This window comes from Serratia sp. PL7, assembly GCF_945957435.1.
Genome location: NZ_CAMFLB010000105.1, coordinates 1 through 797, shown reverse-complemented (window position 1 = coordinate 797; position 797 = coordinate 1). Strand labels below are relative to the sequence as shown.

At 51.8% G+C, this 797-nt stretch carries 2 protein-coding genes; both read left to right on the top strand.

The annotated features are described in order from the left end of the window. On the top strand, positions 1 to 247 hold a 247-nt coding region (rpsJ, locus tag N6G83_RS54420), incomplete at its 5' end, for a 30S ribosomal protein S10 (RefSeq protein WP_260524437.1). 31 nt (positions 248 to 278) lie between these two features. Continuing rightward, on the top strand, positions 279 to 797 hold a 519-nt coding region (rplC, locus tag N6G83_RS54415; protein ID WP_260524438.1), incomplete at its 3' end, for a 50S ribosomal protein L3.

Sequence of the window (797 nt, the reverse complement as noted above, 5' to 3'; positions counted from 1 at the left end):
TGCGGAAATCGTCGAGACTGCCAAGCGCACTGGTGCGCAAGTCCGTGGTCCGATCCCGCTGCCAACTCGCAAAGAGCGCTTTACCGTTCTGATCTCCCCGCACGTCAACAAAGACGCGCGTGATCAGTACGAGATCCGCACTCACAAGCGTCTGGTTGACATCGTTGAGCCAACTGAGAAAACCGTTGATGCTCTGATGCGTCTGGATCTGGCTGCCGGTGTAGACGTGCAGATCAGCCTGGGTTAATCAGGTCATTGACGATTGAGAGGTTGAAACAATGATTGGTTTAGTCGGTAAAAAAGTGGGCATGACTCGTATCTTCACTGAAGATGGCGTTTCTATCCCAGTAACCGTGATTGAAATTGAAGCGAACCGCGTGACTCAGGTTAAAGACCTGGACAACGACGGATACCGTGCCATTCAGGTCACTACCGGTAGCAAAAAAGCTAACCGTGTGACCAAACCGGAAGCGGGTCATTTCGCTAAAGCTGGCGTCGAAGCTGGCCGTGGTCTGTGGGAATTCCGCCTTGAAGAAGGTCAAGAGTTCGCTGCAGGTCAAGAAATCAGCGTAGAAATCTTCGCTGACGTTAAAAAAGTCGATGTTACCGGTACTTCCAAAGGTAAAGGTTTTGCTGGCACTGTAAAGCGCTGGAACTTCCGTACTCAGGATGCAACCCACGGTAACTCCTTGTCTCACCGCGTTCCGGGTTCTATCGGTCAGAACCAGACTCCGGGCAAAGTGTTCAAAGGCAAGAAAATGGCTGGCCACCTGGGTGACGAGCGTGTAACCGTTCAA